Here is a 24,321-nt window from a genome sequence, read left to right as displayed (position 1 = left end):
GGAGGACAGTCATGTCCGACCTGCCCCTGATCCAAGCGGATCGCGCCGTGCCGCCGTCGGCCGCGACCACCACCACGCGTGGTCGCGGCCGACGGCTACGGCTCCTGTCCGGCACCGACCGCGTGGTGATCACGCTGATGGTGCTGGTGCCCCTGCTGCTCGTCGTCGGCCTGGTCTGGCTGCCGGCGGGAGCGACAGTGCTGCTCTCCGGCACCAACTGGGACGGCATCGGCCCGCTGGGCGAGATCGACTGGGTCGGTCTGAAGAACTACGACGACGTGGTGAACATCTACCCGCCGTTCGTGCCGGCCGTGCAGAACAACCTGCTCTGGTTGGCCGCGCTGTTCGTGGTGGCCACCCCGTTCGGGATGTTCCTCGCCGTGCTGCTCGACAAGGAGATCCGCGGCAGCCGGTTCTACCAGACCGCGCTCTACCTGCCGGTGGTGCTCTCGCTGGCCCTGATCGGCTTCGTCTGGCAGCTCATCTACAGCCGCGACCAGGGCCTGCTCAACGCGCTGCTCGGCACCCAGACCGACTGGTACGGCGACCCGAACGTCAACATCTGGGCGGTGCTCCTCGCCGCCGGCTGGCGGCACGTCGGCTACATCATGCTGCTCTACCTGGCCGGCCTGAAGGGCGTCGACCCGTCGTTGCGCGAGGCCGCCGCCGTGGACGGCTCCTCCGAGGCCAGCACGTTCTTCCGGGTCGTCTTCCCGGTGATGCGACCCATCAACATCATCGTGCTGGTGGTGACGGTGATCGAGTCACTGCGCGCCTTCGACCTGGTCTGGGTCATCAACAAGGGCCGCAACGGGCTGGAGCTGATCTCCGCCCTGGTCACCCAGAACGTGGTGGGCGAGGCCAGCCGGATCGGCTTCGGCTCGGCGCTGGCGACCATCATGCTGGTCGTCTCCCTGGTCTTCATCACCCTCTACCTGTTCACCGTGATGCGGGAGGACCGGCGATGAGCAGCGCGACCCTGACCCGTGCGCCCGACACCGCGCCGCCGCCCGCCCGCCGCCGGCCGCTGCGGCCGGCCCGCGTGGTCCTGCACGTCTTCCTCGCCGCGGTGGCGGTCGGCTGGCTCTTCCCGATCCTCTGGGCGGTGCTGACCTCGCTGCGCTCGTACGAGTACACCGCCACCCACGGCTACGTCTCGCTCGGCGGCTGGACCCTCGACAACTACCTCACCGCGTGGCGGACCGCCGAGTTCGGCAAACACTTCCTGAACTCGGTCTACATCACCGTCCCGGCGGTGCTGCTGACCCTCTTCCTCGCCTCGTGCGTGGCGTTCGTGATCGCCCGGTTCAGCTGGAAGTTCAACATCGCGCTGCTCGGCCTGTTCACCGCGGCGAACCTCCTGCCGCAGCAGGCCCTGCTCATCCCGCTGTTCCGGATGTTCACCGAGATCCCGCTCCCGCCCTGGATGAGCGACTCGGAGCTGCTCTACGACAGCTACTGGGGGCTGATCCTGGTCAACGTCGCCTTCCAGTGCGGCTTCTGCGTCTTCGTGCTGAGCAACTACATGAAGGCCCTGCCGCACGAGCTGTACGAGGCGGCCATGGTGGACGGGGCGAGCGTCTGGCGGCAGTACTGGCAGGTGACCATGCCGCTGTGCCGGCCGGCCCTGGCCGCGCTGGCGACGCTGGAGGTGACCTGGATCTACAACGAGTTCTTCTGGGCCACCGTGCTCATGCGCACCGGCGACAAGTTCCCGGTGACCAGCTCGCTGAACAACCTGCGCGGCGAGTTCTTCACCGACAACAACCTCGTCTCGGCCGGCTCGGTGCTGGTCGCCATCCCCACCCTGGTCATCTTCTTCCTGTTGCAGAAGCAGTTCGTCCGGGGCCTCACCCTGGGAGCCAGCAAGGGATGACCATCGTCCACCTGCGCCGCGCGCGGACCAGCCTGGTGCTCGACGCGCGCGGCCCCGGCCTGCCCCGGGTCGTGCACTGGGGCGCCGACCTCGGGCCGCTCCCGACCGCCGACCTGCCCGCGCTGGTCGACGCCACCGTCCCGCCGGTGGTGCCGAGCAGCTTCGACGCGCCGACCGTGCTGTCGGTGCTGCCCGAACCGAGCGCCGGCTGGAGCGGCCGCCCCGGCCTGGCCGGGCACCGGGACGGCCGGGACTGGTCGACCGCCTTCCGGCTCACCGGGCTGGACGTCGCCGACGACGCCCCGGAATCGGGCAGCGTGGCCGGGGGTGGGGAGGCTGCCCGGGTATCCGAGGAGGAGCGGGACCACGGCGGGGCCGGTGCCGCGCGGGTGACCGTGCGGGCCGCGGACCCGGGCGCCGGGCTGTCGCTGACCGTCGAGATCACGCTGGGCGCCGCGGGGCTGCTGACCGTGCGGCACCGGCTGCGCAACGACGGCGACCGGCCCTACGAGGTACGCGAGCTGACGCCGGTGCTGCCGGTGCCGGCGGTCGCCACCGAACTGCTCGACCTGACCGGGCGCTGGTGCCGGGAGCGCGCGCCGCAGCGGCACCCGTGGCCGATGGGCGCCTGGGTACGCGAGGGGCGGCACGGCCGGACCGGGCACGACGCCACCCTGCTGCTGGTCGCCGGCACCGCCGGGTTCGGCTTCGGGCACGGCGAGGTGTGGGCGGTGCACACCGCGTGGAGCGGCGACCACGTCACGGTCGCCGAGCGCCGGCCGACCGGGGAGGCCACCCTCGGCGGCGGTGAGCTGCTCGCCCCCGGGGAGGTCCTGCTCGGGCCGGGCGAGGAGTACGCCACTCCCCTGCTCTACGCGGCGCACTCCGCCGACGGTCTGGACGGGCTCAGCGACGTGCTGCACACCCACCTGCGCGCCCGCCCGGAGCACCCGCGCGGCCCGCGCCCGGTGACCTTGAACGTCTGGGAGGCGGTCTACTTCGACCACGACCTGGACCGGCTCCGGGGCCTCGCGGACCGGGCCGCCGAGGTGGGCGTGGAACGCTTCGTGCTGGACGACGGCTGGTTCCGCGGCCGGCGGCACGACCGGGCCGGGCTCGGCGACTGGTGGGTGGACGACGAGGTGTGGCCGGGCGGGCTGCAACCGCTCATCGACCACGTCCGGAAGCACGGCATGCAGTTCGGGCTCTGGGTCGAGCCGGAGATGGTCAACCCGGACTCGGACCTGTTCCGGGCCCATCCGGACTGGGTGCTCCAGGCCCCCGGCCGGCTCCCGCCGGAATGGCGGCACCAGCAGGTGCTCGACCTCGCGCACCCGGACGCGTACGCCCACCTGCTCGGCCGGCTGGACGCGGTGCTGAGCGAGCACGACGGGATCGCGTACCTGAAGTGGGACCACAACCGGGACCTCACCGAGGCCGGGCACGGCGGGCGGCCCGGCGTGCACGCGCAAACCGTGGCCGTCTACCGGCTCCTCGACGACCTGCGCGCCCGGCACCCGGGCGTGGAGATCGAGAGCTGCTCCTCCGGGGGCGCCCGGGTCGACCTGGAGATCCTGCGCCGCACCGACCGGGTCTGGGCCAGCGACTGCAACGACGCCCTGGAGCGGCTGTCCATCCAGCGCTGGACCGGCCTGCTGCTGCCGCCCGAGCTGATCGGCACCCACATCGGACCGGAGCGCTCGCACACCACCCACCGCGTGCACGACCTGGGCTTCCGGGCGGTCACCGCGCTCTTCGGCCACCACGGCATCGAGTGGGACATCAGCGGGATCGGCGCGGCCGAGCGCGCCGAACTCGCCGCCTGGGTGGCGCTGCACAAGCGGCTCCGCCCGCTGCTGCACGGCGGCCGGGTGGTCCGGGTCGACCACCCGGACCCGGCCGTCCAGGCCCACGGCGTGGTCGCCCACGACGGCTCCCACGCGGTGTACGCGGTGTCCCGGCTGGCCACCTCGGCGGCGCAGGTGCCCGGCATGGTGCGGCTGCCGGGTCTGGATCCGGCCCGGCGCTACCGGGTCCGGCCGCCCGCCGGGGTGCCGGAGCCGGCCCTGTTGGAGCTGGCCCCACCGGCCTGGCTGGCCACGGGCGGCGGGGTGACGCTGAGCGGGTCGGTGCTGGGTTCCGTGGGACTTCAGCTGCCGGCCCTGCACCCGGAGCAGGCGCTGCTGCTGGAGGTCGACGCCGCCGGGTGAGGACGGCGCCAGGGGGCGACCGGAACAGGCGCGAAATTTCCGGGGTGGCGATCCGCGCGAGGGCCTGCCGGTCACCGCCTGTCGCGGCTCGGACGGCGCCTGGGACTTCCGGAAATTCTTGACTCCGCATCGGCGGCGGGCCAATACTTGCGCCGCCCGCCGGACCTCGACGGCTGTCGATGCGAGGACCGGCAACCCGCCACCACGAGGAGGGCTCAGCCGCATGTGGAGCAGAACACCGTCGAAGCGATCCCTGGCCGCGGGACTCGCCGCGGCCGCGCTGGTCGCGGCGAGCAGCCTGGCCGTCACGCTCACCGTGGCGGCCGCCCCGGCCCGGGCCGCCGCCTGCACCGGGTACGTCGGGCTCACGTTCGACGACGGCCCGTCCAACGACCACACCCCCGCCCTGCTCAACGCGCTCCGGCAGAACGGGCTGCGGGCCACGATGTTCAACGAGGGCCAGTACGCGGCCGCCTACCCCGCCCAGGTGCGGGCGCAGGTCAGCGCCGGCATGTGGGTCGGTAACCACAGCTACACGCATCCGCACCTGGTCCAGCAGAGCCAGTCGCAGATCGACTCCGAGGTCTCCCGGACCCAGCAGGCCATCGCCAGCGCCGGCGGCGGCACACCCCGGCTGTTCCGTCCCCCGTACGGCGAGACCAACTCGACACTGCAGTCGGTCCTGGCCAGGTACGGCCTGACCCAGACCATCTGGGATGTCGACTCGCAGGACTGGAACGGGGCGAGCGTCGACGCGATCGTGCAGGCCAACGCCCGGCTGACCAACGGCCAGGTCATCCTCATGCACGAGTGGTCCGCCAACACGCTGGCGGCGATCCCCCGTATCGCGCAGGGGCTGGCCAGCCGCGGCCTGTGCGCCGGCATGATCTCCCCGCAGACCGGCCGCGCCGTGGCGCCCGACGGCGGTGGCGGGGGCGGCGGTGGCGGTGGGGGCAGTTGCACCGCGACGCTCTCGGCCGGGCAGCAGTGGAGCGACCGCTACAACCTCAACGTCTCGGTGTCCGGCTCCAACACCTGGACGGTCACCATGAACATCCCGAGCCCCGCGAAGGTCATCGCCACCTGGAACGTCAACGCCACCTGGTCCAACGCCCAGACGATGGTCGGCCGGCCGAACGGCAGCGGCAACACCTTCGGGGTCACCATCCAGCACAACGGCAACCGGACCTGGCCGACCGTCTCCTGCGCGGCCGGCTGACGCCGGAAATTTCTTCTGTACGGATGTCGAGGAGCGGGGTGGCAGCTTCTACCGGAGGGTGGAAGCACCGACAATCGGTGCTCGGGCGTGAGGAGCCAATCGTGAAGTACATGCTGCTGATGCAGTTCAGCGCCGCCGGGACCGACTTCCCCTCGATCGACACCTGGACGCCGGAGGAGATCCGGGCGCACATCGGGTTCATGGGCGAGGTCAACGCGAAGCTCGTCGCCGACGGGGAGTTCGTGCAGGCCGAGGGCCTGGGCGGGCCGCAGCAGGCGCGGATCGTCCGGGCCGGCGAGAACGGCGCGCCGGTGGTCACCGAGGGGCCGTTCGCCGAGACCAAGGAATTCCTGGCCGGGTGGTGGATCGTGGACTGCGAGACGCCGCAGCGGGCCGTCGAGATCGCCGCGCACATCTCCACCGCGCCCGGTCCCGGTGGCCGTCCCCTCGGCATGCCCATCGAGGTGCACCCCGTCATGTCGGCGCCAGCGCAGGAGCTGTGACCCCTGGGCATCCCGGACCACACCGTCGAGGACCTGCTGCGCGAGCTGGCGCCGCAGGTCCTCGGCGTGCTCGCCCGCCGGTTCGGTGACTTCGCCACGGCCGAGGACGCCGTGCAGGAGGCGCTGCTGGCCGCGGCCACGCAGTGGCCCGTCGAGGGGCTGCCCGACAATCCGCGCGGCTGGCTGGTGCAGGTCGCGTACCGCCGGATGATCGAGTTGGTCCGCGGCGAGGCGGCCCGCCGGGACCGGGAGGACCGGGCCGCCCGGCGCGGCGGTGACGACCGGCGGACCGCACCGGCCGCCGACGAGCCGCTGACCACGGACCGGGACGACACCCTGGTGCTGCTCTTCCTCTGCTGCCACCCGACGCTCTCCACGGCGTCGGCGATCGCGCTGACCCTGCGCGCCGTCGGCGGGCTCAGCACCGCCGAGATCGCCCGCGCCTTCCTCGTTCCCGAGGCCACGATGGCGCAGCGGATCAGCCGGGCCAAGCAGCGCATCAGATCCTCCGGCCTGCCGTTCCGGATGCCGGCGGCGGAGGAACGTCAGGCCCGGCTGGCCGCCGTGCTGCACGTGCTCTACCTGGTCTTCACCGAGGGGCACACCGCGAGCCTCGGCGACGACCTGCGCCGGGTCGACCTCTCCGAGGAGGCGATCCGGCTGACCCGGGCCATGCACGCGCTGCTGCCCGACGACAGCGAGGTGGCCGGGCTGCTCGCCCTGATGTTGCTCACCGAGGCCCGGGCCGCCGCCCGCACCGGCCCGTCCGGTGAGCTGATCTCCCTGGCCGAGCAGGACCGCTCCCGGTGGGACGCCGCCGCGATCGCCGAGGGGACCGCGCTGGTCACCCGTGCCATGGCCCGGGGGCCGGTCGGGCCGTACCAGATCCAGGCCGCCATCGCGGCCCTGCACGACGAGGCGCCGACCGCCGGGCGGACCGACTGGCCGCAGATCCTCGCCCTCTACGAGGTGCTGGAGCGGCTGGCGGAGAGCCCGGTGGTGTCGCTCAACCGGGCGGTGGCGACCGCCATGGTGCACGGCCCGGCCGCCGGGCTGGCGGCCCTGGCCGCGCTGGCCGCCGATCCCCGGCTCACCGAGCACCACCGGCTCGACGCGGCGCGGGCCCACCTGCACGAGATGGCCGGGGACCGGGACGCGGCGGTGGCGCACTACCGGGCCGCCGCCGGCCGCACCACCAGCCGCCCCGAGCAGGAGTACCTCCGGATGCGGGCCGCCCGCCTGGCGAACCCGGGCTGAGCCGGCGGCCAGTGGACGGCCAGCCTGAGGCCCGGGCCGGCAAGGAGCGCGGCCAGCACCGGGCCGGGTAGAGGAAACGATCACGCCGGACGTACCCGGAAAGGGGTGGTGGCCGGGTCCGCGCGGACCCGGCCACCGGTGGTGCCTCAGCTCGCGGCGCAGGTCACCGCGGGGGCCGGGTTGCTGCCGTTCCAGCTGCCGATGAAGCCGAACGAGGTGCTGGTCCCGGCGCCGAGCCGGCCGTTCCAGTCGACGTTGCGGGCGGTGTACGCCGAGCCGCTGCCGCTGACCGTGGCGTTCCACGCCTGGCTGACGGTCTGGCCGTTGGCGAACGTCCACTTCGCCGTCCAGCCGGTGATCGCCGCCGTGCCCGCGGTCACCCTGACCTCACCCTGGAAGCCGCCCTGCCAGGAGTTGACGATCGTGTAGCTGGCGGTGCAGCCACCGGGCGGCGGCGCGGTCGTCGGGCTGGTCGTCGGGCTCGGGCTGGTCGTCGGGCTCGTCGTGGGGCTCGTGGTCGGGCTCGGTGAGGTGCCGGCGTAGACCGAGGCCTCCCGGGCGGTGGCCTTGATGCCGTTCGCCCCGTTGAAGATCCGCTGGCCCCAGGTGGTCAGCTGGTTCGGGTCGAAGTTGGTGACCATGTCGAGGTACTCGACGCCGCCGCCGTTGCCGCTCCACGACCAGCCGAGGTAGCCGATCCCGTTGGCCTGGCTGTAGGCCAGGATGGTGTCCTCGTCGGGGTTGCCGTCGGAGTGGTTGAAGCCGAACTCGCCGACCACGATCGGCAGGCCGGCGGTGCGGAAGCGGCCCAGGTAGTCGGTGATCTCCGCGGCGGTGTCGAAGACGCCGTACATGTGGATCGAGAAGAGGGTGTTCTTCTGCGGGTCGGCGGCGAAGACAGACGCGGCGTTGTCGCGCATGGTGAAGGACCAGTCCTGGCCCCAGTTCGGGGCGTCCACCATGATCGTGTGGGTCAGGCCGCCGGCGCGCAGCCGCTTGACGGCGTTGGCCGTGTCGGTGGCCCAGGTGGCGTAGCCCTGGTTGCCGTACGGCTCGTTGCCGATGTTGACGATGACGTACTTCTCCTGGCCCTGGAGGGCGCTCGCGATGCTGAGCCAGTAGTCCACCGCCCGGTCCAGGGTGATGGCGCCGCTCTGCTCGCCGTACCCGGTGGTGTCGTGCACCTCCAGGACACAGATCAGTCGGTTGGCCTTGCAGAGCGAGATGACGTTGGTGACGTCGGCGGCGGTGTTCTTCGGCCAGCGGTCGCCAGTGGCCAGCACCACCCGCACGGTGTTCGCGCCGAGCGCCTTGATGTTGGCGAAACTGGTGGTCTGCTGCGGGTACCAGGTGTGCGCGTGGTTGACCCCGCGCATGACGAACTCGGTGCCGTTGGCGTCGTAGAGCCGGCCGTTCGCGACGGAGAAACCGGCGGCGGCGTGGGCCGGCTGCCCGAAGGCGAAGACGGCGGCCAGGACCGTCAGCAGGGCGGCGCCCGCGACGGAGAGCAACTTCTTCATGGCTGTCCTCAGGGAGGTCTCCCCCGTGCCCAGGTGGGGGTGCGGTGATGGTGACGAGGGCGTGGCGGCTGAGCCCGGCAGCCGCCGCCCGACTCCGGCGGACGCACGCATCAGCGTAGGGCGATGGAACGGGGAAGGCAACCGGTTAAGCAGATCGGCCGTGCGGCCCGGAAGCCTGCGGCGGCCCATGTCGCCACGGGCCGCCGCAGGGGCGGTCATCCCCACCACAGGATGGTGCGCCACCGGAGTCTGAACCGGTTAAGCCGGACTGTAGGCAGCATCCTCAGCGGCGTCAAGAAGCCCGGCCGGCGAAGCGGACACCAGGGTTGACCGTCGCCGGGCGGGGTATCCGGTGACGATCCGCCCGGAAGGAGAGGTGTCATGGTCCACGTCGGCTACACCCTCATGTGCGAGCAGGCCGGCCCCAAGCAGCTGGTCGACCACGCCGTCCGCGCCGAGGCCGCCGGCTTCGACCACCTCGTCATGTCCGACCACTACTCCCCCTGGCTCGACTCGCAGGGCCACTCCCCGTACGCCTGGTCGGTGCTCGGCGCGGTCGCCCACGCCACCAGCCGGGCCGAGCTGCTCTCCTTCGTGACCTGCCCGATCCGGCGCTACCACCCGGCGGTGGTGGCGCAGAAGGCCAGCACGATCGGGGTCCTCTCGGACGGGCGGTTCACCCTGGGCCTCGGTGCCGGGGAGAACCTCAACGAGCACGTGGTGGGCGGGTGGCCGCACGTGCAGCAGCGGCACGAGATGTTCGAGGAGGCGCTGCAGATCATCCGGCCGCTGCTCAACGGCGAGACGCTGACCTTCTCCGGCAACCACTTCGACGTGCCCGACGCCTACGTCTGGGACCGGCCGGAACGGCCGGTGCCGATGGCCGTGGCCGCCTCGGGCCGGCAGTCCGCCACCCTCGCCGCCGACTACGCCGACGCCATGATCGCCACCGACCCGTTGCCGCACCTGGTCGAGATGTACGAGGAGGCCGGCGGCGCGGGCCGCCCCCGCTACGGGCAGGTGGCCATCTGCTACGGCCCCGACGAGGCCGAGTGCCGCAAGATCGTGCACGACCAGTTCCGCTGGTTCGGCATGGGCTGGAAGGTCAACGCCGACCTGCCCGGCCCGGACGCCTTCGCCGCGGCCACCCAGTTCGTCCGCGAGGAGGACGTGGCCGAGGGCATCTCCTGCGGGCCGGACGTGGACCGGCACGTCGAGGCGTTCAAGAAGTTCGTCGACGCGGGGTTCACCCACGTGGCGCTGGTCCAGGTCGGCGGGGACAGCCAGCCCATGTTCCTGGACTGGGCGCAGGAGGAACTGCTGCCCCGGCTCCGCGAGCTGTGACCGGTCGCGAGGTCCGGCTCACGCCACCGGGACGCTTCGGGCCGGCGGAGCTGCGGCTGGCCCTGGCCGCGCCCCACCCGGCCGCGGGCCTGACCAGCGAGTTCCGGCTGGTCGACGGCCTGCGGACGCACACCCGCCGGTCGGCCGACCCGGGCGGCGACGGGCCGCCCGTCGTGCTGGTGCACGGCCTGGCCGTCTCGCACCGCTACCTCACCCCGCTGGCGGTCGCCCTGTCGGCCACCCATCCCGTGTACGTGCCGGACCTACCCGGCTTCGGGCTGACCGAGCGCCCCGGCACGGCGTACGACGTGCCCCGGCACGCCGCGTTCCTGGCGGACTGGCTGGCCGCGTACCGGCTGGGCCCGGTCTGCCTGCTCGGCCACTCGTTCGGCGCGGAGGTGGCCGCGGCGCTCGCCGCCCGCCGCCCCGACCTGGTGAGCGCGCTGGTGCTGGCCGGCCCGACCAGCGACCCGGCCGCCCGTTCCCGGCGCGGTCAGGTCGGGCGGTGGCTGCTGGACACCCTGCGGGAGGCGAAGTGGCAGGCCCCGATCCTGCTGCGCGATGTCCTCGACGCCCGCCCCTGGCGGGTGTTCGCCACCCTGTCCCACTCGGTGCGCAACTCGATCGAGGCGGACCTGGTCCGGGTCACCGCGCCGACCCTGGTGCTGACCGGCGGCCGGGACCCGGTCGTCCCGGCCGGCTGGCGCGTGGAGGCGGCCCGCCTGGTCCCGGGCGGCCGGACGGCAGCCGTGCCGGGAGCCGCGCACAACGTCGCCACCACCGCCCCCGGCCAGGTTGCCGACGCGATCCGCGACCTGCTGGCGCCCGTCCTGCGAAGGTGAGTCCATGCGCATCGGAAACACGGAGATCCGGCCCCTCGGCGGGGGTCTCGGCTGCCTGCTGATGATCCTCTTCTCGATCGTCGCCTCGATCGTGCTGACGGTGCTGCTGAACCTGCTCGTCTGAACGGGTTGCCACCGGGCGAGCCGGCCGCCGTCGCGGTCAGCCGGGCGCGAGCGCCAGGTCGGCGACGACCGGGTAGTGGTCGGAGGCGCGGTCCGCGTCGCCGCCGCGGACCACCCGGACCGCGCGCGCCGTCGCGGCCAGCGCCGGGGTGGCGAGCAGGTAGTCCAGCCGCATCCCGGCGAACTCGGCGCCGCCGTGCCGGGTCGGCACGGTCAGCCCGGCCGGCTCGCCCCCGCCCGTGTGCGGCCAGAGGTCGACCAGGCCCGCGTCGAGCAGCCGGGCCACCGCGCGGGTGTCGACGGTACGTCCGTCGCGGCGCAGGTGACGCCGCCGGTGCCGGGGGTCCAGACCGGCGAGCCGGGCGCCGTGGTCGACGGCCGGCTCCAGGGTGTTCAGGTCACCGGCGAGCAGGGTCAGGTCTCCCGCGGCCCGCCGCACGGCCACCGCCAGCCAGTCGGCCTCCATGCGCCGCCGCCCACCCGAGTACGGGTCCAGATGGGCGCTGAACACGGTCAGCGGGCCGTCCGCCGTGGCCACCTCGATCCGGGCCGCGGCGTGGTGGAATGGGCGGCGTACCCGGCCCGCGCGGAGCACCCGCAGCGGCGGGCGGACCAGCACCGCCACCGGCTGCCCGAAGCAGGACCGGGCGAGGTGCGGCACCATGCCCACCCGCTGCGCCAGCTCGGCCAGCCCGCCGTCGGTGTGCAGTCCGCGCAGCTCCTGCAGGGCCAGCAGGTCGGGACGCTGGTCGGCGACCACGGCGACGATCCGGTCCCGGCGGTCGGTGCCGTCACGGTCCCGCCCGCCGGTCCGGATGTTCCAGGTCATGACCCGCAGCATCGGCGCCTGATCACTCCTCGCGGCCGGCCCGGGCCAGCTCGTCGTCCAGCTCGTGCACCTGCTCCGACTCGATGGCCGGCCGGTTGCCCTCGCGCACGTCCGCGTTGGGGCGCACCACCCACCAGAGCAGCGTGAGCCAGAGCGCGCTGAGCAGGATCGCGCCCATGAAGTCGGTCGGGTGGTGCATGCCCCGGTACATCCGGGAGGTGGCCACCCCGACCGGCATGAGCACGGCCAGCGCCACGAAGAGCCAGCGCCACCACCGGTCGGTGCGGGGCAGCACGATGATCGCCATGGCCGTCCAGAGGCAGATGGTCGCCGCGATGTGCCCGGACGGGAACGACGAGGTGGGCATCTGCCCGTCCAGGTTCTCCACCGGCGGGCGCGGCCGCTCGACCACCCGGGCCGTGGCCAGGAACAGGCTCAGCTCGCCGAACATCGCCAGCACCACGAACAGCACCGGTCGCCACCGCCGCCAGATCGCCAACACGATCGGGCAGAACACCAGCGAGACGAGCAGGATGGCGTGGGTGTCGCCGAACTTGCTCCACCACCAGCTCAGGTCGGTGAGCGCGTCGGTGCGCCGGTCGGCGAACCAGCGCGGCACCTGGGTGTCCAGGGTGTCGAAGATCGTGCCCTTGGCGTGGTAGCTGACGTACATGCCGAAGGCGTAGAGGGCGCCGAACACGAGCACCCAGCCGACCAGCAGCTCGGCCACCGACGAGCGGGGATGCTCCAGCACGTGCTCCTCGGCCGGGGCGGGCGTGATCTCCTCCCCCGCCTCCGGCTCCAGGCCCTCGGTCAGCGGCGGCACCGGCCGGCCGCGCTCGCGCCGCCACAACCGGAAGGCGTACGCGGTGACGCCCAGCCAGGCCGCCCCGAGCAGCCAGCCGCCGAGCACGTCCGAGACGAAGTGCACGCCCAGCGCGATCCGGGTCAGCCCGATGAGCACGACCAGCAGGCCGGCGACGGCGATGGCCGGCTTGCGCCAGCGCGGCGGCACCGCCGGCAGGAACACCAGCAGCAGCGCACCGTACGCGACGAACGAGCCGAGCGCGTGCCCGCTCGGGAAGCTGTTGCCGGGTGCGCTGGCCACCGGCACGTCCACCACCGGGCGCAGCCGGCCGACCAGCGCCTTGAGCGACGGGTCGAGGATCAGCCCGCCCACCCCGGTGATGATCAGGTAGACGGCCAGCCGGGACCGGCGGCGGATCAGCAGGCCGACCACCGCGATGGTGACCAGCCAGATCAGCACCGGCCGCCCGCCCAGGTCGGTGACCGCCTGGAGCACGGTGACCAGCGGGTGGTGCGGCGCCACGAGGCCGTTGAACCACTCGGCCGCCTCGTGGTCGGCGCGGTAGAGCGGGCCCCAGTGGAACCGGACGAGCATGAGCAGCACGCCGAACCCGACGCCCGCGCCGGCCACGACGAACAGCCCCGCCACGCTCCGCTCGGCGAAATGGCCGAGCGGGCGGCGCGTCGCCTCCTTGACCGCGGTCACCCCGCACCTCCCTTGTCTTCTGCGAGGCGCGCTGTACCCGATTCGCGCCCCCCGTACACGCTCGGGAGGTCGGCGCGGCGTCAGAGGGCGGTCATGTCCCCGGTGTCGACGAGCTCCTCGCGCTCGGCCTCCGGCTCCCAGAGGTCGGGCTGGGCGGGTTCCTCCACGCCGATCCGCATCGCCTCCAACTGGGCGGCGAAGGCCAGCCCGCCGAACAGCGCCATCCCGGTCAGGTTGGCCCAGAGCAGCAGGGCCATCATCCCGGTCAGCGCGCCGTACGTCTGCCCGAATCCGCCGCTGTTCTTCACGTAGGCGGCGAGCAGCAGGCTGGCCAGCCACCAGAGCGCGGTGGCGATGCCGGCGCCGAAGAGGAGCCAGGACAGGCCGGGCTGGTTGCGCCGGGGGGCGTGCCGGAACAGCACCGCCACGGCGAGCACGGTCAGGCCGAGGCTGAGCGGCCAGCGGATCACGTCCCAGGCACCGTGGGCCACGTCGCCCCACTCGTAGTGCCGCCGTACCGAGTCGCCCATGGCCCGGCCGCCGACCAGGATCAGGAACCCGGCCAGCGCGGGCACGCCGGCGACCAGCGCGAGGATCGCCGCGCGCAGGTACTTGAACAGGGCCGGTCGGTCCCGCTCGACGCCGTAGATCCGGTTCGCGCCCCGCTCGATCTGCGCCATGGTGGTGGTGAGCGCGACCAGGCCGGTCAGCAGGCCGAGGGTCAGCGCCAGTTCGCCGGCGTCCTCGGTGCGCTCGGTGTCGACCAGCAGCTCCTGCACCATCGACTCGCTCTGGCCCGGGGTGATCGCCAGCACCGTGTCGGCGACGACCTTGCCGCCCTCGTCGGCGCCCAGGTCGGTGATCAGGCCGGTGAGGGCGATGAGGAACGGCACCACGGCCAGGCAGAGCTGCAACGCGAAGGCCCGGGAGTGGCTGAAGCCGTCGCCGTAGCGGAACCGGATGAAGGCGTCCCGGAGCAGGCGCCAGCCGCCGTGGCGACGCAGGGTGTGCCAGGCGTCGTCGGCGGACAGCTCCTCCTTCGCCATCAGCCGGGTCTCGGGGACGAGCTTGGTGCTACTCATGGCGCGCCTCCTCGACCAGCCGTTCGCCCCGCTGCGCGGCGGCGTCGGCGTCGACCGACAGGTCCGGGTGGCCCGCCGGCCGCGGCACGCAGAGCCAGAGCGACCCGGGACGGATCTCGGCCTTGAGCGACCGGCCGGGCTCGATGAGGTCGCCGTCGAGCTGCCGCGGCTGGGCCCGGTTGCTGGTGATCTCGACGGTGCGGCCCCGGAACACCTCCATCCGGGGCACGCTGCCGCGCCGCCGCAGCACCGCCCAGCCGAGGGCGAGCCAGTGGCCGAGGGTCCGCGGGGTCAGCACCGCCACGTCGAGCCAGCCGTCGTCCGGCTCGGCGTCGGTGAGCAGGCGTACCCCGCCCTGGAGCCGACCGACGTTGCCGACCAGGACCGAGCGGGCCCGGCGGCGCAGCGGCGGCCCGCCGTCGATCCGGATGGAGACCCGCATGGGCCGGTCCCGCAGGTGCTTGGCCGCCCCCACCACGTAGGCGGGCCAGCCGAACCGCTTCTTGGTCGTCTCGGAGGTGGAGTCGAGCATCTGCGCGTCGAAGCCCATCCCGGCCATCACGGCGAAGCACCGGTCGCCGACCGCGCCCACGTCGAGCCGCCGCACGCCGCGCTCGACGGCGATCTCCAGCCCGGCGGCGAGGTCGCCGGAAAGCCCGAGGTTGGCGGCGAGCAGGTTGCCGGTGCCCTGGGGCAGCACGGCGAGCGCCACGTCGGTGCCGGCCAGCGCGGTCACGCAGGCCATCACGGTGCCGTCCCCGCCGCAGGCGAAGACCACCTCCGCGCCGGCCTCGACGGCCGCCTCGGTCTGGCCCCGGCCCGGGTCCTCCACCGTCGTCTCGTACCAGGCGGGCTCGGGCCAGCCGGCGGCGGCGAGGGCGCCGTCCACCGTCCGGCGGAACTCGTCGAGATCGGTCACCTTGACCGGATTGACCACCACGGCAGAGCGTGGTGCCGGGTTGTCCGCGGTCAACGGGCGCTTCTCGTCTCCACCGTCCACGGCGCAAGTGTGCAGCAAGCGGGGCGGCTGGGCGACCCGACGGCGGCGGACGTCACGAGGACCGCAATCAGGTTTGAAACCCGGCCGGCCCCGTGACGGCGCCCGGCCGGGTCCGGTCAGGCCGCCGTGCGCAGCGCCGCCTCGACCCGGCGGCGCAGGTCGTCGAGGTCCGCTCCGGCCTCGGTGAGCACCAGCGCGGCCAGCCCGTTGCCCTCGCGCAGCAGGCCGAGCAGGATGTGCTCGGTGCCGATGTGGTGGTGGCGCAGCCGCAACGCCTCCCGCAGGGACAGCTCCAGCACCTTCTTGGCCCGGGGTGAGAACCGGCCGTTCGCCGGGCGGCGGCCCCACCACCGGCGCGGCGCGGGCGCCGCCTCGCGCAGCGCGTCCGGGCCGAAGGACTCCTCGATCCGGGCGACGATCGCGGCGAGGTCGATGCCGATCTCGCGCAGCGCCGCCGCGTCCGCCGCACCGAGGCCGTCGACCCCGTGCGCGGTGTGCCGGGCCACGGCGGCGCGCAGGTCCTCGGCCCGGATGCCGCCGGCCGAGAGCACCCGGACGGCCAGGTTGTCGCCGTCGGCGAGCACGCCGAGCAGCAGGTGCTCGGTGCCGACCGGGCGCCGGCCCTCGCTGCGCGCCTCGTCGACCGCGTGGTGCACCACCGCGCGGGCCCGGTCGGTGAATCGTTCGAACATCACGCCTCCCAGCTTCCGCGGACCGCCGGCCGCCCGGCGTGCTTCTTGTGGACCGCCTGCCGGCTGACCTCGAGGGCGTCGGCGATCTCCTGCCAGGACCAGCCCTGCCGTCGGGCGTTGTCCACCTGGACCACCTCCAGCCGTTCGAGCAGCCGGCGCAGGGCGAGCACCGCCCGCAGCCCGACCTTGGGGTCGGTGCTGCCGGCCGCCGCCGCGAGTTCCGTCGCCTGACTCATGCTGTCAACTTAGGTTGACGGGGCCACGCTTGTCAACCCCGGTTGACAGGCCGACACGTCACCGCGACCTGCCGATCCGCGGCCCGGACCGGTGCTACGGTCCGCAGGTGTTCCGCCGCCGCCCGCTGGACCAGCCGGTCCAGGCCACCCGCCGGCTGACCGTCGGCCGGCTCACCCTGGAGATCGCCGGGGGCAGCGTGGTCGGGCACCGCTACGCGGAGAACTTCGACGTGCTGCACGTCGACCCGGAGCTCCCACTGGCCGCGGTCGCCGACGGCATGGGCGACGGCGAGGGCAGCCGGGTCGCCGGCACCACCGCCATGACCACCTTCGTGGCGCAGGTCCGCGCCGGCTGGCCGGCCGTCGACGCCGCCCGGCTGCGCGCCGCGACGGCCGAGACCCAGCTCCGGGTACGCCGGGCCGGGGCGGGACTCGCCGGGCTGACCGGCTGCACGCTCACCGCCCTGGTCGCCGAGCCCGACGGCGGGCAGGGCTGGCTGGTCCAGCTCGGCGACTCGCGGGCGTACCGGCTGCGCGACGGCCTGCTGGAACTGGTGACCGTCGACCACACCATGGCCTGGCTCGGCCTGCTGCACGGGTGGTGGCCACCCGACTCGCCGGAGGCGGCCCGGGCCCGCTACCAGCTGCTGCGCTACGTCGGCCACCCGGACAAGCCCGAGCCGGACCTGCTCGCCGTGCCGCTGCGCAGCGGGGACACCTGGCTGCTCTGCACCGACGGGGTGAGCGACCAGCTCGGCTACCACCGGCTGCGCGACCTGCTGGCCGCACGCCGCGACCCGGCCCGGACCGCGCAGGCGCTGCTCGCCGCCAGCCTGACCGAGGGCGGCGAGGACAACGCCACCGCCGTGATCGTCCGCGTCCACCCGGCCCTGCCCGGTCCCCGCTGACCGCTCCCGCCGGCCCCAGTTCCGCCGACCCGGTCCGCGCGGGCACCCGCACGACTACCGTGGGTGAGGAGATCGCGGTCGGGAGGTGAGCCGGGATGCCCGCACCCAACCACGGCGCGGTGGTGGTCGGCGTGGGCAGCTCGGCGGAGGACCTCCAGCTGGTCCGGACGGCCGCCGGGGAGGCCGCCGCGCACGACCGGCCGCTGCACCTGCTGCACGCCTTCAACTGGGCGGCGGCCCTGGAGTCGTTCTCGGTGAGCGGCCCGCGCGCCGCCGCCGAGGAACTGCTGGAACAGGCCGGCCGGGTGGCCGCCGAGGCCGCGCCCGCGGTGCCGGTGACCGACGAGATCGTCGAGGGCGACCCGATCGAGGCGCTGGTCCGCGCCTCCGACTCGGCCTTCCTGCTGGCGGTCGGTGACGGCGGCGTGGCCGGCTGCCCGTCCTGCGTACCGGCCAACGCACCGTCGGTGCAGCTCGCCGCCCGGGCCGGTTGCCCGGTGCTGGTCGCCCGGGCCGAGCCGCCCCCGCAGGGGCCGCTGCTTGTCGGTTTCGACGGGTCGGAGAGCTCCTACGCCACCCTCGCGTACGCCCTCGACTGCGCCGAGGGCCGGGGCGCCCGGCTGCTCGCCATCCGGGTGCTGGAGCCCGACGACCACCCCGACGGCGACGACGGCCTGCTCGACGAGGCCGTCGCCCGGTACGGCAGCCGGCATCCCCGCGTGGCCGTCGAGTGCCACACGGTCCGCGGCGACCCCGGTGCCGTCCTCGTCGAACAGTCCCGCTCGGCGCAGGTGGCGCTGGTCGGGGCGCGCGGCGACGAGCCGCTGCGGGGCATGCTGGGCGCGGTCAGCCAGACGCTGCTCTACCACTCGCCGGCCCCGGTGATCGTCGTCCGTGGACTCGACCCCGACGACGAGGACGAGCCGTGACGCCTGCCCGGCCCGGGACCCACGGCCCTGCTCGACCCGCCGGCCCACGGACCAGGCTGGACGTGCCGGGGGCGGCCGATCCGCTCCCGGGTGGCAGAAGACCCCGAGCCGCGAGAGGCTGACGCAGCATGGACACCGCGCTGGACGTGCACAGCCCACTGACCGAGGACGAGCTGCGCCGGCTCGACGCCTACTGGCGGGCGGCGAACTACCTCACGGTCGGGCAGATCTACCTGCTCGACAACCCGCTGCTGCGTGAGCCGCTGAAGCCCGAGCACATCAAGCCACGGCTGCTGGGGCACTGGGGCACGAGCCCCGGCCTCAACCTTCTCTACGCGCACCTCAACCGGATCATCGTCGGCCGTGACCTGTCCGCCATCTTCATCACCGGCCCGGGCCACGGCGGCCCCGCCCTGGTGGCGAACACCTGGCTGGAGGGCACCTACAGCGAGCTCTACCACCACATCGCCCGCGACGAGACCGGCATGCAGCGGCTGTTCCGCCAGTTCTCCTTCCCCGGCGGCATCCCCAGCCACGTGGCGGCGGAGGTGCCGGGTTCGATCCACGAGGGCGGCGAGCTGGGGTACGCGCTGAGCCACGCGTACGGCGCCGCGTTCGACAATCCGGACCTGCTGGTCGCCTGCGTGATCGGCGACGGCGAGGCGGAGACCGGGCCGCTGGCCGGGAGCTGGCTGTCCAACGTCTTCCTCAACCCGGCCCGGGACGGTGCGGTGCTGCCGATCCTGCACCTCAACGGCTACAAGATCGCCAACCCGACGGTGCTCGACCGGATCCCCGCCGAGGACCTGCTCGACCAGATGCGCGGCTTCGGCTACCAGCCGTACGTCGTCGAGGGCGACGACCCGGCCCGGGTGCACCAGGCTCTCGCCGCCACGCTGGACCGGGCGGTCGACGAGATCGCCGAGATCCAGCGCCGGGCCCGCTCCGGCGGCGAGATCGGGCGCCCCCGCTGGCCCATGATCATCCTTCGTACGCCCAAGGGCTGGACCGGGCCGGCGGACGTCGACGGCAAGCAGGTCGAGGGCACGTTCCGCGCCCACCAGGTGCCGATCGACGGGGTCCGCGACAATCCGGCGCACCTGGCCGAGCTGGAGCGGTGGCTGCGCAGCTACCGGCCGGAGGAGCTGTTCGACGCCACCGGCGCGCCGGTCGCCGAGCTGGTCGACCTGCCGCCGCGCGGCGACCGGCGGATGAGCGCGAACCCGGTGGCCAACGGCGGGCTCCTGCTGCGCGACCTGGAGCTGCCGGACTTCCGCGACTACGCGGTCGACGTCAAGGAGCCGGGCTCGCCGATGGCCGGCGCCACCGGCACGCTGGGCCCGTGGATCCGGGACGTGATCACCCGCAACCCGCAGACCTTCCGACTGTTCGGCCCCGACGAGGTCGCCTCGAACCGGTTGGGTGCCGCCTTCGAGGTCACCGACCGCGCGTTCGTCGGCCGCCGGCTCCCCGGCGACGACCACCTCTCCCCCGACGGCCGGGTCATGGAGGTCCTCTCCGAGCACCTGTGCCAGGGCTGGCTGGAGGGCTACCTGCTGACCGGGCGGCACGGGATCTTCACCAGCTACGAGGCGTTCATCCACATCGTCGACTCGATGGTCAACCAGCACGCCAAGTGGCTCAAGGTGACCCGGCAGATCCCGTGGCGCGCCCCGGTCGCCTCGCTGAACTACCTGCTCTCCAGCCACGTCTGGCGGCAGGACCACAACGGCTTCTCCCACCAGGACCCGGGCTTCATCGACCACGTGGTCAACAAGAAGGCCGAGGTGGTGCGGGTCTACCTGCCGCCGGACGGCAACACGCTGCTCTCCACCATGGACCACTGCCTGCGCAGCCGGCAGTACATCAACGTCGTGGTGGCCGGGAAGCAGCCCGCGCCCAACTGGCTGACCATGGAGGAGGCGATCCAGCACACCCGGCGCGGGCTGGGCATCTGGGCCTGGGCCAGCACCGACGACGGCAGCGAGCCCGACGTGGTGCTCGCCTGCGCCGGCGACGTGCCGACCCTGGAGACCCTGGCCGCGGCCGACCTGCTCCGCCAGCACCTGCCCGACCTGAAGGTCCGGGTGGTCAACGTGGTCGACCTGATGCGCCTGCAGCCGCCCTCGGAGCACCCGCACGGCCTGCCGGACAGCGAGTTCGACACCATCTTCACCCGCGACAAGCCGGTCATCTTCGCCTACCACGGCTACCCGTGGCTGATCCACCGCCTCACCTACCGCCGCACCAACCACGACAACCTCCACGTCCGCGGCTACAAGGAGGAGGGCACCACCACCACGCCGTTCGACATGGTGATGCTCAACGACCTGGACCGCTTCCACCTGGTCATCGACGTCATCGACCGGCTGCCCGGCCTGCGCTCGCGCGCCGCCCACCTCCGCCAGGAGATGGTGGACCTCCGGCAGTCCTGCCGCGACTACACCCGCCAGCACGGCGAGGACGACCCCCGGGTCGCCGAGTGGCGCTGGATCCGGGAGACCGACCCGGGCGTGCGGGGCGGACAGTGAGCGCGAGGAGTGAGCCTGCGAGCCCCGCAGTCGCGAACGAAAGGCCAGCACAGTGAACGGCGACGAGATCCTGGTCGGCTACGACGGCTCCGCCGACGCGTCGGTGGCCCTGGACTGGGCGCTGGACGAGGCGGGCCGCTCGGGCCGGCCGGTGCGGCTCGCGTACGTCTTCGAGTGGCTGACGGTGGCCGGCTGGATCGGTCCCGGAGTGGCCCCCGGCGTCTGGCCCGACGAGACCGCCCGGCGGCAGGTCGAGGACCTGGTCCGCCGGGCGGCGGCGGACGCCGCCGCCGACCGGCCCGGGCTGACCGTGCAGGGCGAGGTCTTCGACGGCCCGCCCGCGCTGGTCCTCCAGGAGCGTTCCGCCGAGGTGGCCATGCTGGTGCTGGGCAGCCGGGGCCACGGCGGGTTCGCCGGGCTGCTCGCCGGCTCCACCGCCGTCTCCGTCAGCGCCCACGCGCACTGCCCGGTCATCGTGGTCCGGGACGGCCGGCCCGTCACCTCCGGGCCCGTGGTGGTCGGCGCGGACGGCTCGCCGTCCTCGGTGCAGGCGCTCGGCTTCGCCGTCGAGCGGGCCGCGCAGCGCGACGTGCCCGTGCGGGCGCTGCGGGTGTGGGAGCCGCCCGCCGAGGGGCGGGTGCCGCCGGGCTTCGACCCGGAGGAGGCCGCCGCCACCGAGCGGGCGGCCGTCGAGGCCGACCTGGCCCCCTGGCGGGAGTCCTTCCCGGACGTGCCGGTCGAGGTGCTGGCGAACCCGGGCAACCCCGCCGCGCTGCTGGTCGAGGAGAGCCGGACGGCACAGCTCGTGGTGGTCGGCAGCCGGGGCCGGGGCGGGCTGCGCGGGATGCTGCTCGGCTCGGTCAGCCAACAGCTCATCCACCACGCCCAGTGCCCGGTCGCCGTGGTCCGCGAACGCTGACCGCCCACCGGCCTCGCCCGGTACGGCGCCACCGAGGGCGGCACTGCCGCCGCCGGAACTGCCGCGGCGTGCAGACGGGTCGAAGGGCCCAGGGGCGCGGGACGTGCGACGCGTGCGACCACCGCGGACATGGCCGAGGATGGAGCGGGCACGCCCACCCGGACGACCCGGGCCTGGGCCACGATGGGGAGACAGGAGAGGTCGTGACGATGAGCCACGAGACGCCGGCCACGGACCGTCCGCTGACCACCGCGCTCGCGGAGGCCGCCGGGATGGCCGGCCACGCTCCCTCGGTGCACAACACGCAGCCGTGGCACTGGACGGTGCTGCCCGACGCGCTGGAGCTGCGCCTGGTCCGGCAGCGTCACCTCAGTGCCCTCGACCCGGAGGGCCGGCTGCTGGTGCTGAGCTGCGGCGTCGCCCTGCACCACGCCCGGGTGGCGCTGGCCGCCGAGGGCTGGACGCCGGTGGTGGAGCGCCTGCCCGACCCCGGCCAGCCCGACCTGCTCGCCCGGCTGACCGGCTTCAAGCCCGCCGGCGCCGATCCGGACGCCATGCGCACCGTCCAGTGCATGCAGGTCCGGCGCACCGACCGCCGGCCGGTCAGCGACGAGCCGATCCCGACGGCCGTGCTGAGCGAGATCGACCAGGCGGCCACCCGGGAGGGCGCCAACCTGCAGGTGCTCGACGACGACCAGAAGATCGAGCTGGCCGCTGCCGCCCAGCAGGCGGCGGCGGTCGAGAAGGGCAGCCCGGACCTGCAGGAGGAGCTGGCCTACTGGACCAGCCGGGCCGCCCCCGGCACCGGGGTGCCGCCGGAGGTGCTGCCGGAGCGCGCCCCCGAGACCACCGTTCCGTCCCGCGACTTCGGCCCCGGCACCCTGCCCGTGGGCCACGGGCACGACCGGGCCGCCGTCTACGGGATCCTCTGGGGCGCCGAGGACGAGCCGGACAGCTGGCTGCACGCCGGCGAGGCGCTCTCCGCCGCCTGGCTCACCGCCACCCGGCACGGCGTGTCCCTGGTGCCGCTGTCCGGCGTGGTGGAGGTCGAGAGCACCCGCCAGACGCTCCGGCAGATGCTGTCCGGCCTGGGCTTCCCGTACATCTCGATGCGCCTCGGCCTGGTCGACCCGACGCACGCCGGCCCCCCGCACACCCCGCGGCTGGAGATCGCGCAGACCGTCGACACCTCGGCGGTGCGCGACCAGCTCTCCTGACGATCTCGGCCCGCCGGCCACCGGGGAGCATCGCCCGGCGGCCGGCACACCGGCCGGGGGCGGCGTTCCGCGCCGGCCGTCAGGCCGGCAGGGCGGCCAGGAGGGCCGCCTCCCGCTCCGGGGCCAGACCGACCGCCGCCCGCGCCGGGCGTCCCGCCCGGGCCGGCACCCGGCCGACCTCGCGCAGCCAGCGCCAGGTGTCCGCGACCGTCTCGACCGCCGGCCGGCAGACCAGGCCCGCCGCGTGCGCCCGCTCGACGTCCCGCTCCTGCAACCAGCGGTACTCGTGCCCGAGCGGGACCCAGATCGGCAGGTCGTTCCACGGCTCGACGCCCGCCGCCAGGAGCGCGTCCGGCTCCGTCCAGCGCAGCGTCGCGTCCGCGCCGGTCACCGCCACGGCCGCGTCGAGCAGCTCGCCCATCGTCGTGTGCCCGGTCCGACTGACCACGTTGTACGCCCCGCCGGCGCCCTCGACCCCGCGGTCCAGCAGCCAGATCGCCAGGTCCCGCGCGTCGACGTACTGCACCGGCAGGTCACGCGGGCCGGGCGCGAGCACCTCCCCGCCCCGGGCCACCCGGTGCAGCCACCAGGGCAGCCGCCCGATGTCCTCGCCCGGCCCGAGGATCAGCCCGGCCCGCACCAGCAGGGCCCGGTCGCCGAACACCTCCACGGCGGCCCGCTCACCGCCGGCCTTGTTCTGCGGGTAGTCCCCGTCGGCCGCGTCCGCCTCGGCCGCGACGACCGGCGCGTCCTCGCCCGTGCCCAGCCCGACCGGCGGCGCGTAGACCGAGCCGCTGGAGACGTAGACGTAGTGCGGCACGGCCCCGGTCAGGGCGCGCGCCGCGTCCCGGACCGCCCGGGGCGCCCCGTCCCAGGTGTCGACCACCAGGTCCCACTCGCCGCCCGCGAGGGCCGCCAGCCCGTCCGCCGCGGTGCGGTCACCCCGCAACCGGTGTACGCCCTCCGGCACGTCACCGTGCAGCCCCCGGTTGAACACCGTCACCGACCAGCCCCGGCGTACCGCCTCGGACACCACGGCCCCGCCGACGAATCCGGTCCCACCGAGCATCAGAAGTCTCATGCGTCCCACCCTGCCGCCTGGCACCGGCTCCGGTAACGCTGTTCACGGTGAGCGGATCTGCCCAGGGCAGAAGGCCGCCCGCCTGACCCCTGGATGGTCGCGGTTCTGGGGTTTATGTCCGTTTCATGCCCGGCTTCCGGCGGTGAGTGGAGCTATGGATGTCTCCGGCGCCCGGATACCTCCATGGCGCTCCACTGACCGTGCGCGGGTGGGTGTGGTGTCCGGTTCGGCGGGTGACCGGCGGCATCCCGGCGGTGGAATGGCCGGTGGGTGGGGGTCGCTGTACCCGGTGCACGACCGAGGACCACGGCCCCGCCCGACGGGGTGACCGGCCCCGCTACCCGTCGAGGTGGCTGCCTGGCCGCCGGGAATGATGGTGGCCGGCCGGTCGTTGGACATGGTCCCGGCGCGACGAAGAGGCCTTCGCCCCGTGCGCCGGATGATCCCCCCAAGACTTTGTTGAGCGCCTGACGGTGCTTGCGCACAGCCG

The 24,321-nt window shown here is 74.0% G+C and carries 20 protein-coding genes and 2 pseudogenes; 13 read left to right on the top strand and 9 right to left on the bottom strand.

The genetic code is table 11. The annotated features are described in order from the left end of the window. The first annotated feature begins 11 nt into the window (after nt 1-11). The 6 genes from ACZ6PY_RS29730 to ACZ6PY_RS29705 all read left to right on the top strand — a co-directional run bounded on the left by ACZ6PY_RS29730 (nt 12) and on the right by ACZ6PY_RS29705 (nt 7,065). Nucleotides 12-968: a carbohydrate ABC transporter permease gene (locus ACZ6PY_RS29730; RefSeq protein WP_466078398.1), complete on the top strand. Its 957-nt coding sequence runs from the start codon at nt 12-14 to the stop codon at nt 966-968. Continuing rightward, on the top strand, nt 965-1,876 hold the full coding sequence (locus ACZ6PY_RS29725; RefSeq protein ID WP_466078395.1) for a carbohydrate ABC transporter permease: 912 nt from the start codon (nt 965-967) through the stop codon (nt 1,874-1,876). The genes ACZ6PY_RS29730 and ACZ6PY_RS29725 overlap by 4 nt, the downstream gene beginning before the upstream one ends. Next, a complete protein-coding gene (locus ACZ6PY_RS29720; protein ID WP_466078392.1) occupies nt 1,873-4,086 on the top strand; it encodes an alpha-galactosidase in 2,214 nt (737 codons plus the stop codon). Before ACZ6PY_RS29725 ends, ACZ6PY_RS29720 begins: the two co-directional genes overlap by 4 nt. Nucleotides 4,087-4,309: 223 nt before the next feature. After that, nucleotides 4,310-5,305: a polysaccharide deacetylase family protein gene (locus ACZ6PY_RS29715; RefSeq protein ID WP_466078389.1), complete on the top strand. Its 996-nt coding sequence runs from the start codon at nt 4,310-4,312 to the stop codon at nt 5,303-5,305. Between the two features lie 110 nt (nt 5,306-5,415). Next, complete coding sequence (locus ACZ6PY_RS29710) at nt 5,416-5,808, top strand: YciI family protein (protein ID WP_466078576.1); 393 nt, start codon at nt 5,416-5,418, stop codon at nt 5,806-5,808. Nucleotides 5,809-5,874: 66 nt separating this feature from the next. Then, entirely contained in the window at nt 5,875-7,065 is a 1,191-nt protein-coding gene (locus ACZ6PY_RS29705; protein WP_466078386.1) for an RNA polymerase sigma factor, read from the top strand. A 146-nt stretch (nt 7,066-7,211) separates the two neighbouring features. Here the strand turns inward: ACZ6PY_RS29705 and ACZ6PY_RS29700 are convergent, their stop codons facing one another. Continuing rightward, a complete protein-coding gene (locus ACZ6PY_RS29700; RefSeq protein ID WP_466078383.1) occupies nt 7,212-8,585 on the bottom strand; it encodes a cellulase family glycosylhydrolase in 1,374 nt (457 codons plus the stop codon). A gap of 381 nt (nt 8,586-8,966) precedes the next feature. On the opposite strand from ACZ6PY_RS29700, the gene ACZ6PY_RS29695 reads away from it, so the two are divergent. Both ACZ6PY_RS29695 and ACZ6PY_RS29690 read left to right on the top strand, forming a co-directional pair. After that, the gene (locus ACZ6PY_RS29695) at nt 8,967-9,929 is read left to right on the top strand and encodes a TIGR03557 family F420-dependent LLM class oxidoreductase (protein WP_466078380.1); all 963 of its coding nucleotides are present in this window, start codon (nt 8,967-8,969) and stop codon (nt 9,927-9,929) included. Further along, nucleotides 9,926-10,771 (top strand): alpha/beta fold hydrolase, encoded by an 846-nt coding sequence (locus tag ACZ6PY_RS29690; RefSeq protein WP_466078377.1) that lies wholly within the window; start codon nt 9,926-9,928, stop codon nt 10,769-10,771. Before ACZ6PY_RS29695 ends, ACZ6PY_RS29690 begins: the two co-directional genes overlap by 4 nt. A gap of 160 nt (nt 10,772-10,931) precedes the next feature. Here ACZ6PY_RS29690 and ACZ6PY_RS29685 read toward each other — a convergent pair whose 3' ends face one another. From ACZ6PY_RS29685 to ACZ6PY_RS29655, 7 genes and pseudogenes are all read right to left on the bottom strand, one after another. After that, nucleotides 10,932-11,735, bottom strand: a complete 804-nt coding sequence (locus ACZ6PY_RS29685; protein ID WP_466078374.1) for an endonuclease/exonuclease/phosphatase family protein — start codon at nt 11,733-11,735, stop codon at nt 10,932-10,934. Between the two features lie 10 nt (nt 11,736-11,745). Next, nucleotides 11,746-13,236, bottom strand: a complete 1,491-nt coding sequence (locus tag ACZ6PY_RS29680; RefSeq protein ID WP_466078371.1) for a phosphatase PAP2 family protein — start codon at nt 13,234-13,236, stop codon at nt 11,746-11,748. A gap of 80 nt (nt 13,237-13,316) precedes the next feature. After that, nucleotides 13,317-14,318 (bottom strand): YihY/virulence factor BrkB family protein, encoded by a 1,002-nt coding sequence (locus tag ACZ6PY_RS29675; protein ID WP_466078368.1) that lies wholly within the window; start codon nt 14,316-14,318, stop codon nt 13,317-13,319. After that, on the bottom strand, nt 14,311-15,318 hold the full coding sequence (locus ACZ6PY_RS29670) for a diacylglycerol/lipid kinase family protein (RefSeq protein WP_466078365.1): 1,008 nt from the start codon (nt 15,316-15,318) through the stop codon (nt 14,311-14,313). Before ACZ6PY_RS29670 ends, ACZ6PY_RS29675 begins: the two co-directional genes overlap by 8 nt. A 131-nt stretch (nt 15,319-15,449) precedes the next feature. After that, nucleotides 15,450-15,638 (bottom strand): annotated as a pseudogene (locus ACZ6PY_RS29665) (Clp protease N-terminal domain-containing protein); the annotation flags it as partial. Between the two features lie 168 nt (nt 15,639-15,806). After that, nucleotides 15,807-16,010: pseudogene (locus tag ACZ6PY_RS29660) on the bottom strand (Clp protease N-terminal domain-containing protein); the annotation flags it as partial. Continuing rightward, the gene (locus tag ACZ6PY_RS29655; protein ID WP_089010418.1) at nt 16,010-16,246 is read right to left on the bottom strand and encodes an HTH domain-containing protein; all 237 of its coding nucleotides are present in this window, start codon (nt 16,244-16,246) and stop codon (nt 16,010-16,012) included. The gene ACZ6PY_RS29655 and the pseudogene ACZ6PY_RS29660, both read right to left, overlap by 1 nt. 107 nt (nt 16,247-16,353) lie before the next feature. Between ACZ6PY_RS29655 and ACZ6PY_RS29650 the strand changes: the two genes are divergently transcribed. The 5 genes from ACZ6PY_RS29650 to ACZ6PY_RS29630 all read left to right on the top strand — a co-directional run bounded on the left by ACZ6PY_RS29650 (nt 16,354) and on the right by ACZ6PY_RS29630 (nt 22,750). Next, complete coding sequence (locus tag ACZ6PY_RS29650) at nt 16,354-17,154, top strand: PP2C family protein-serine/threonine phosphatase (RefSeq protein WP_466078362.1); 801 nt, start codon at nt 16,354-16,356, stop codon at nt 17,152-17,154. 95 nt (nt 17,155-17,249) lie between these two features. After that, complete coding sequence (locus ACZ6PY_RS29645) at nt 17,250-18,083, top strand: universal stress protein (RefSeq protein WP_466078359.1); 834 nt, start codon at nt 17,250-17,252, stop codon at nt 18,081-18,083. Nucleotides 18,084-18,211: 128 nt separating this feature from the next. Then, nucleotides 18,212-20,614 (top strand): phosphoketolase family protein, encoded by a 2,403-nt coding sequence (locus ACZ6PY_RS29640; protein ID WP_466078357.1) that lies wholly within the window; start codon nt 18,212-18,214, stop codon nt 20,612-20,614. A 52-nt stretch (nt 20,615-20,666) separates the two neighbouring features. Next, nucleotides 20,667-21,533: a universal stress protein gene (locus ACZ6PY_RS29635; protein ID WP_466078355.1), complete on the top strand. Its 867-nt coding sequence runs from the start codon at nt 20,667-20,669 to the stop codon at nt 21,531-21,533. Between the two features lie 209 nt (nt 21,534-21,742). After that, nucleotides 21,743-22,750 carry an Acg family FMN-binding oxidoreductase gene (locus tag ACZ6PY_RS29630; protein ID WP_466078573.1) on the top strand — a complete coding sequence of 336 codons (1,008 nt, stop codon included), beginning with the start codon at nt 21,743-21,745 and terminating at the stop codon, nt 22,748-22,750. A gap of 79 nt (nt 22,751-22,829) precedes the next feature. Here the strand turns inward: ACZ6PY_RS29630 and ACZ6PY_RS29625 are convergent, their stop codons facing one another. Then, a complete protein-coding gene (locus ACZ6PY_RS29625) occupies nt 22,830-23,831 on the bottom strand; it encodes an NAD-dependent epimerase/dehydratase family protein (protein WP_466078353.1) in 1,002 nt (333 codons plus the stop codon). Nucleotides 23,832-24,321 lie beyond the last annotated feature (490 nt).

It is taken from the genome of Micromonospora sp. NPDC048907 (genome assembly GCF_055586885.1).
This window is presented reverse-complemented; position numbering and strand designations above follow the sequence as displayed.

Excerpts from the sequence above, each read along its gene's own strand:
- ACZ6PY_RS29625 (WP_466078353.1), bottom strand. The coding sequence starts at position 23,831 with ATGAGACTTCTGATGCTCGGTGGGACCGGATTCGTCGGCGGGGCCGTG.
- ACZ6PY_RS29710 (WP_466078576.1), top strand. The coding sequence starts at position 5,416 with ATGCTGCTGATGCAGTTCAGCGCCGCCGGGACCGACTTCCCCTCGATC.
- ACZ6PY_RS29700 (WP_466078383.1), bottom strand. The coding sequence starts at position 8,585 with ATGAAGAAGTTGCTCTCCGTCGCGGGCGCCGCCCTGCTGACGGTCCTG.
- ACZ6PY_RS29655 (WP_089010418.1), bottom strand. The coding sequence starts at position 16,246 with ATGAGTCAGGCGACGGAACTCGCGGCGGCGGCCGGCAGCACCGACCCC.
- ACZ6PY_RS29730 (WP_466078398.1), top strand. The coding sequence starts at position 12 with ATGTCCGACCTGCCCCTGATCCAAGCGGATCGCGCCGTGCCGCCGTCG.
- ACZ6PY_RS29720 (WP_466078392.1), top strand. The coding sequence starts at position 1,873 with ATGACCATCGTCCACCTGCGCCGCGCGCGGACCAGCCTGGTGCTCGAC.
- ACZ6PY_RS29715 (WP_466078389.1), top strand. The coding sequence starts at position 4,310 with ATGTGGAGCAGAACACCGTCGAAGCGATCCCTGGCCGCGGGACTCGCC.
- ACZ6PY_RS29630 (WP_466078573.1), top strand. The coding sequence starts at position 21,743 with ATGAGCCACGAGACGCCGGCCACGGACCGTCCGCTGACCACCGCGCTC.
- ACZ6PY_RS29695 (WP_466078380.1), top strand. The coding sequence starts at position 8,967 with ATGGTCCACGTCGGCTACACCCTCATGTGCGAGCAGGCCGGCCCCAAG.
- ACZ6PY_RS29640 (WP_466078357.1), top strand. The coding sequence starts at position 18,212 with ATGGACACCGCGCTGGACGTGCACAGCCCACTGACCGAGGACGAGCTG.
- ACZ6PY_RS29645 (WP_466078359.1), top strand. The coding sequence starts at position 17,250 with ATGCCCGCACCCAACCACGGCGCGGTGGTGGTCGGCGTGGGCAGCTCG.
- ACZ6PY_RS29675 (WP_466078368.1), bottom strand. The coding sequence starts at position 14,318 with ATGAGTAGCACCAAGCTCGTCCCCGAGACCCGGCTGATGGCGAAGGAG.
- ACZ6PY_RS29725 (WP_466078395.1), top strand. The coding sequence starts at position 965 with ATGAGCAGCGCGACCCTGACCCGTGCGCCCGACACCGCGCCGCCGCCC.
- ACZ6PY_RS29685 (WP_466078374.1), bottom strand. The coding sequence starts at position 11,735 with ATGCTGCGGGTCATGACCTGGAACATCCGGACCGGCGGGCGGGACCGT.